General features: G+C 67.4%; 4 protein-coding genes. 2 read left to right on the top strand and 2 right to left on the bottom strand.

Annotated elements, in window-relative coordinates:
• Positions 1 to 113: 113 nt before the first annotated feature.
• Together ABZZ74_RS52495 and ABZZ74_RS52490 are read right to left on the bottom strand one after the other, a co-directional pair.
• Positions 114 to 599, bottom strand: coding sequence for a RidA family protein (locus ABZZ74_RS52495; RefSeq protein ID WP_356951209.1), 486 nt, complete (start codon positions 597 to 599; stop codon positions 114 to 116).
• Between the two features lie 864 nt (positions 600 to 1,463).
• On the bottom strand, positions 1,464 to 2,090 hold the full coding sequence (locus tag ABZZ74_RS52490; RefSeq protein ID WP_356951208.1) for a GntR family transcriptional regulator: 627 nt from the start codon (positions 2,088 to 2,090) through the stop codon (positions 1,464 to 1,466).
• A gap of 261 nt (positions 2,091 to 2,351) precedes the next feature.
• On the opposite strand from ABZZ74_RS52490, the gene ABZZ74_RS52485 reads away from it, so the two are divergent.
• Positions 2,352 to 3,032, top strand: a complete 681-nt coding sequence (locus tag ABZZ74_RS52485; protein ID WP_356951207.1) for a haloacid dehalogenase type II — start codon at positions 2,352 to 2,354, stop codon at positions 3,030 to 3,032.
• 333 nt (positions 3,033 to 3,365) lie between these two features.
• Positions 3,366 to 4,769: an FAD-dependent oxidoreductase gene (locus tag ABZZ74_RS52480; RefSeq protein ID WP_356951206.1), complete on the top strand. Its 1,404-nt coding sequence runs from the start codon at positions 3,366 to 3,368 to the stop codon at positions 4,767 to 4,769.
• Positions 4,770 to 4,970: the final 201 nt, after the last annotated feature.

Genomic DNA, 4,970 nt, shown 5'->3' with positions numbered 1-4,970 from the left:
TCTTGCTCGTGTTGGGGAATGAACGAGTGAGCGGATGCCGACTCCCTCGAATGCCGAATGTGCGTGGCGCGCACCATCACCCGCGCTCGCGCTGCACCGCCGTCGTGCCCGCCCTACACCGCGGTGCAGACCATCTGGATCTCGACCGGACTGTTGAGCGGTAGCCCGGCGACGCCGATGGCGGTGCGAGCGTGCCGTCCGTTCTCGCCCAGCACCTCGATGAGGAGTTCGCTGGCCGCATTGGCGACCCGTGACTGCAGACCGAAGTCCGGCGTGCTGGCCACGAAGACCAGCATCTGCACGATCCGGACCCGGTCCAGTTCTCCGACCGCCTGCGCAGCGGCCGCGAGCGCGTTGAGTACGGCATGGCGCGCAAGCTCCCGCGCCGTCTCCAGCTCGACGTCCCGGCCGACAATGCCCTGACCCAGCAGTTCACCATCCCGGTAAGGCAGTTGGCCCGAGATATGGATGGTGGGGCCCACCGTCCGGTGATCCACGTAGTACGGATTGTCATGGAGCTCGGGAAGGGCCAGCCCGAGAGCCTCGAGCCGGTCGGATGCCGAGTCAGTGCGCGCTGCCGGCGTCACGGACTGGCTCATCGCGTCACCGTTGCGGGTCGCAACCCCTCGCGGCGGGCCACGCGAACCTGCTTCGCCTGCGTGTTGATCATCTGTACTCGGTTCTCCTCTCAGGGAGCAGGGGCGACAAGCGCCGTATCGTGGCTTAAAATCACCGCTCGATTGTCGTTTGTCGACCATATGAGCGTCTGTGGAGCACTGTCAATACCAAACTTCAGTCGCCGGTACGACCTCCGGAGCATCTCGTGCGGCCCGCGCCACCGCCGACGGTCGATACCGCGCCGCGGGGGCAACTCGCGGACGAACAGCGGAAGTTGATCGCGAATTCCCTGTCGACGGGCGGGTACGGCCCCTCCCCTCAGCGCCTGCCGCATCCGATCGAGGGGGCGATGTGGCGGTTCAGTACCGGCGTGTAACGGCGCGAGAGTGGCCGGGTTCGGGACACCGATCACCTGCGGGCACGCGCAGGTCGGGAGGGATGCCGGGCGGACCCGAGCGGGGGTCGACTACGACATCACAGGCGCTGGAATCCGGGTGCCCAGGTGTTGCGGCATGCGGCGAATCGGAGCGGCTGGCGGTCAGGGGATCTCCGGGGGGTCGCGGTCTCGTCGATTGCGCAGCCCCGGGCGTCTCCAGGTCCAGGCGGGGCGCTCCACTCATGCCGCAGCCGGCGCCTTGGACACGCGGCGACTGATCCGCCATCACCCGGCGCCTACGACAACTCGTCGTCCGGGCGTGCCTCCGGCAGGGCGCGCGAGCCGAGAGGACGACCGAGGCCCGGACGCCGTTCTTGACTCTCGGCATCGCTCTGCAACGTCGCGATGGCGAGCGGGCTCCGACACCTCACGCGGGCGGATGGCTTACCCGCTCCGGGCGTGGGCTCCCCTACTTCTCCGTCCGGGCTTGCAGTCCCATGGGGAAATGGGCGGCCAGTTCCTGGCGGAACGCGTCGGTGTCGCCTTCCAGGGCGACCGCGGCCAACCTCTCGTGTTCGACGACCAATTGCTGCGGGTCGTCGCTGTACGTGCGGTGATCGACGCTGAGATGGAGGCGCAGCTTGGTCTCCCAGCCGTTCCAGAGATTCTGCAGGATGCCGTGACCCGAGAGATCGTAGAAGAGCCTGTGGAAGCGAAGGTGTGCGTCGATACTGGCCGGGATGTCGTCCGTCTCCATCGCCCGGCGGAGATCCTCGACGGCTTGCAGCAGCTGAGGGCGCTCGGGACCGCGGAGCGCTTCGGCCGAGAGCTCGGCGGCGTAGGGCTCGACCCGGAGCCGGATCGAGTCGATCTCGGCGACCTCCCGAGCGCTCACCTCCACGACGAACGCCCCCCTGTAGGGGAACTTGACGACGAGCCCTTCCTCCTCCAGCTTGGTCAGCGCCTCGCGCAGGGGGGACCGGCTGATCCCGAGATCCGCAGCGATGTGCGCCTCGCGCAGCCGGCTGCCGGGAGGCACGGTCCCATCGAGGATGGCTGCGCGGAGTGTCCGGTAGACACCGTCCGGCGTCGTCATCCGCTGTTCCTGCCACTCGAACTTGTGGTCCACCGTCACCCTCTCTAGGCCACTTGGTCGTTTGTCGACTATACCTTCGCTGGATCTCCAGCCGGCGCCCGGTCCAGAGCCCTCGGATGCACCCTGGGCTCGTCCCCGTTGACAGGACCGGCGGACATCCCGGCCAGTTATTGACAGCCGATTCCTCATGGTCGACAATCGACAACAGTGGTCGACAATCGACCAAAGGCGGGCTGTTTCGCTCGGACACCAGGAGGACCAGTGGGATTCGATGTCAAGCCCAAGTTCGCGACGTTCGACATGAACGGAACGCTGATCAAGTTCAGCATCAACGACGCGATGCGGGAGGTCCTGGGCGACCGGCTGCCCGCCGAGGTCGCCGATGAGTTCCTGCGGATCTGCAAGGCGTACCGGATCGACGAGTGCACGGGCACCTACCAGCCGTTCCACCAGGTCGTCGCTCGTTCCATGGAGCGTGCCTTGCACATGGTCGGTCTTGAGTACCGCGAGGACGAGGCGCGGGCGGTGTACGAGCGCATCCCCACCTGGGGCCCGTACCCCGGTGTCACCGAGGCACTGAACCGCCTGGCCGAGGCGATCCCCCTGGCCATCATCACCAACAGCGACACCGCGCACGCCGTGCGCCTCGCGGAGAACCTCAAGGCCCCGTTCGAGGTCGTCATCAGCGCCGAGGAGATGGGTGTCTACAAGCCACGGCTCCGCGCCTTCGAGTACGCCTTCGACAAGCTGGGTGTGACGCCCGACGAGCTCGTGCACGTCTCCGCCAGCCCCATGTACGACCTGCGCCCCGCGGCCGTCATAGGGATCGAGAACAAGGTGTACGTCGACCGCGGCTTCGAGCACGACGAGCACTGGCTCGGCTACGAGCGGATCACCGACATCGCCGACCTTCCCGTCCTCTTCGGCCTCCCGCGCCCCTGACGCCAGAGCGGGAGCCGAGGACCGGAACCACGCGTCCTCGTCGGCAACGCCTACGTCGTGCACCACCGGCGGTGGGCTCGGGCCTCCGCAAGCCGGGCCGACTGCCCCACCGGGACGGTGAGCCCGCGGAGTGACGGCGTTGTCGGCCGAGACGGGGTGTGGGCCGGGTCCAGAGCGTGCGGACAAGCCGGAACCTCGCTGAGCCTGAGCAGTCGAACGTCTCCGACGCGGCCGATCGTCGTACGTCACCGGGACGAACCTCCCCCGTCGACGGCGGCCACACCGCCTTCCAGTACAGGCCACGCAGTTCCCGTAGACAGAAGAAGGACACACATGAACGCCCTTGCGGCACCACCCCGGAACGGAGAACTCGGTTTCTGGGTGGCCGGACTGGCCGACGAGAAGCCCTCATTCCCCCGCTTCACCGGCCAGGACCGCGTGGACCTGGCCATCGTGGGCGGCGGCTACACCGGGCTGTGGGCCGCGTACTTCGCCAAGAAGCTCGAACCGTCGCTCTCGGTCGCCGTCTTCGAGGCCGAACAGGTGGGCTACGGTGCATCAGGACGCAACGGTGGCTGGCTCTCGGCCATGCCCCCGGGAAACCGTGGCACCTTCGCCCGCGCCGGAGGAGGGCTGCAAGCGAGCCGGGCACTGCAGCAGGAATTCGTCGCCGGCGTCGACTCCGTCCTGGACATCCTGCGGGCCGAGAGCATCGATGCCGATCAGCACAAGGGGGGCGCCCTAGTCGCCGCCCACACTCAGGCGGGGCTGGGACGGCTTGTCGCCAGGCGTGACGCAGACCTGAAATACGGGCTGACCGACGCTGAAGTCCACATGCTCGACAGGGACGACTTCCGGAGCCGGATCAACATCTCCACCGTCCACGGCGGGCTCTTCTACAAGCACTGCGCGCGGTTCCACCCCGCGAAACTCGTCTACGGCCTCGCGGACACCCTGACCTCCATGGGGGTCAGGATCTTCGAGGGCAGCCGAGTGGAAAGCGTCAAGGGCAAGAACCTCACGCTGGCCGACGGACGTGTCACCGCGGCCAGGACGTTCATCTGCACCGAAGGCTATTCGGGACAGCTGCTCGGCAGCCGAACCCTGATCCCGGTCAATTCCTCGTTGATCGTGACCAAGCCCCTGCCGGAGGAGGCATGGCAGCAGATCGGCTGGGACGGGCTGCAGTGCCTCAGCGACTCCGCACACACGTTCATCTACGCCCAGCGCACGTCGGACGGCCGTATCGCCATGGGGGGCCGCGGTGTCCCCTACCGCTTCGGGTCCGGCACAGGGGGAGCCGGTGCGACCGCCCGGTCCACCATCGACCTGATCTCGCGCAAGGTCAGTTCCTTCTTCCCGAACATCCCCTTCGAGGTGGATCACGCTTGGTCAGGGGTCCTGGGCGTCACGCGGGACTGGAACGGCGGCGTGCACTGGGACCCGGTATCGGGGATCGGGTCGTCCACCGGCTACGCGGGACACGGTGTCACGTCGGCCTACGTCGGCGGCAGGACTCTCGTGGAGCTGGCCTTCGAGAAGGAAACCGAACGGACAGCCCTTCCCTGGGTCGGCTACCGGGCACGGAAGTGGGAACCGGAACCCATCCGCTGGCTGGGCGTCCACGCCATGTACCGACTCTTCGGTATCGCCGACCAGTGGGAAGAGCGCAGGGGTTCCAGCACGACCTCGCTCCTGGCCCGGTTCGGCAGCAGACTCGCCGGACTTCACGAGTAAGAAAAGGCACTGCTCTCATGGACGCACAACTCGCAGTCATAGGCCTGGGCAGCATCGGAAGCATGGCCCTGTGGCAGGCCTCCCGGCTGTCCGACTCGGTGGTGGGCTTCGAGGCCGCCACCCCGGCCCACGGCCGCAGTGCCGTGGGCGGGGCGAGCAGGACGTGGAGCAGATCTTCAGGCTGCAGTACCTGTGCTTCCA

The sequence above is a fragment of the Streptomyces sp. NPDC006476 genome (assembly GCF_040612015.1).
Lineage (GTDB): Bacteria > Actinomycetota > Actinomycetes > Streptomycetales > Streptomycetaceae > Streptomyces > Streptomyces griseorubiginosus_B.
This window is presented reverse-complemented; position numbering and strand designations above follow the sequence as displayed.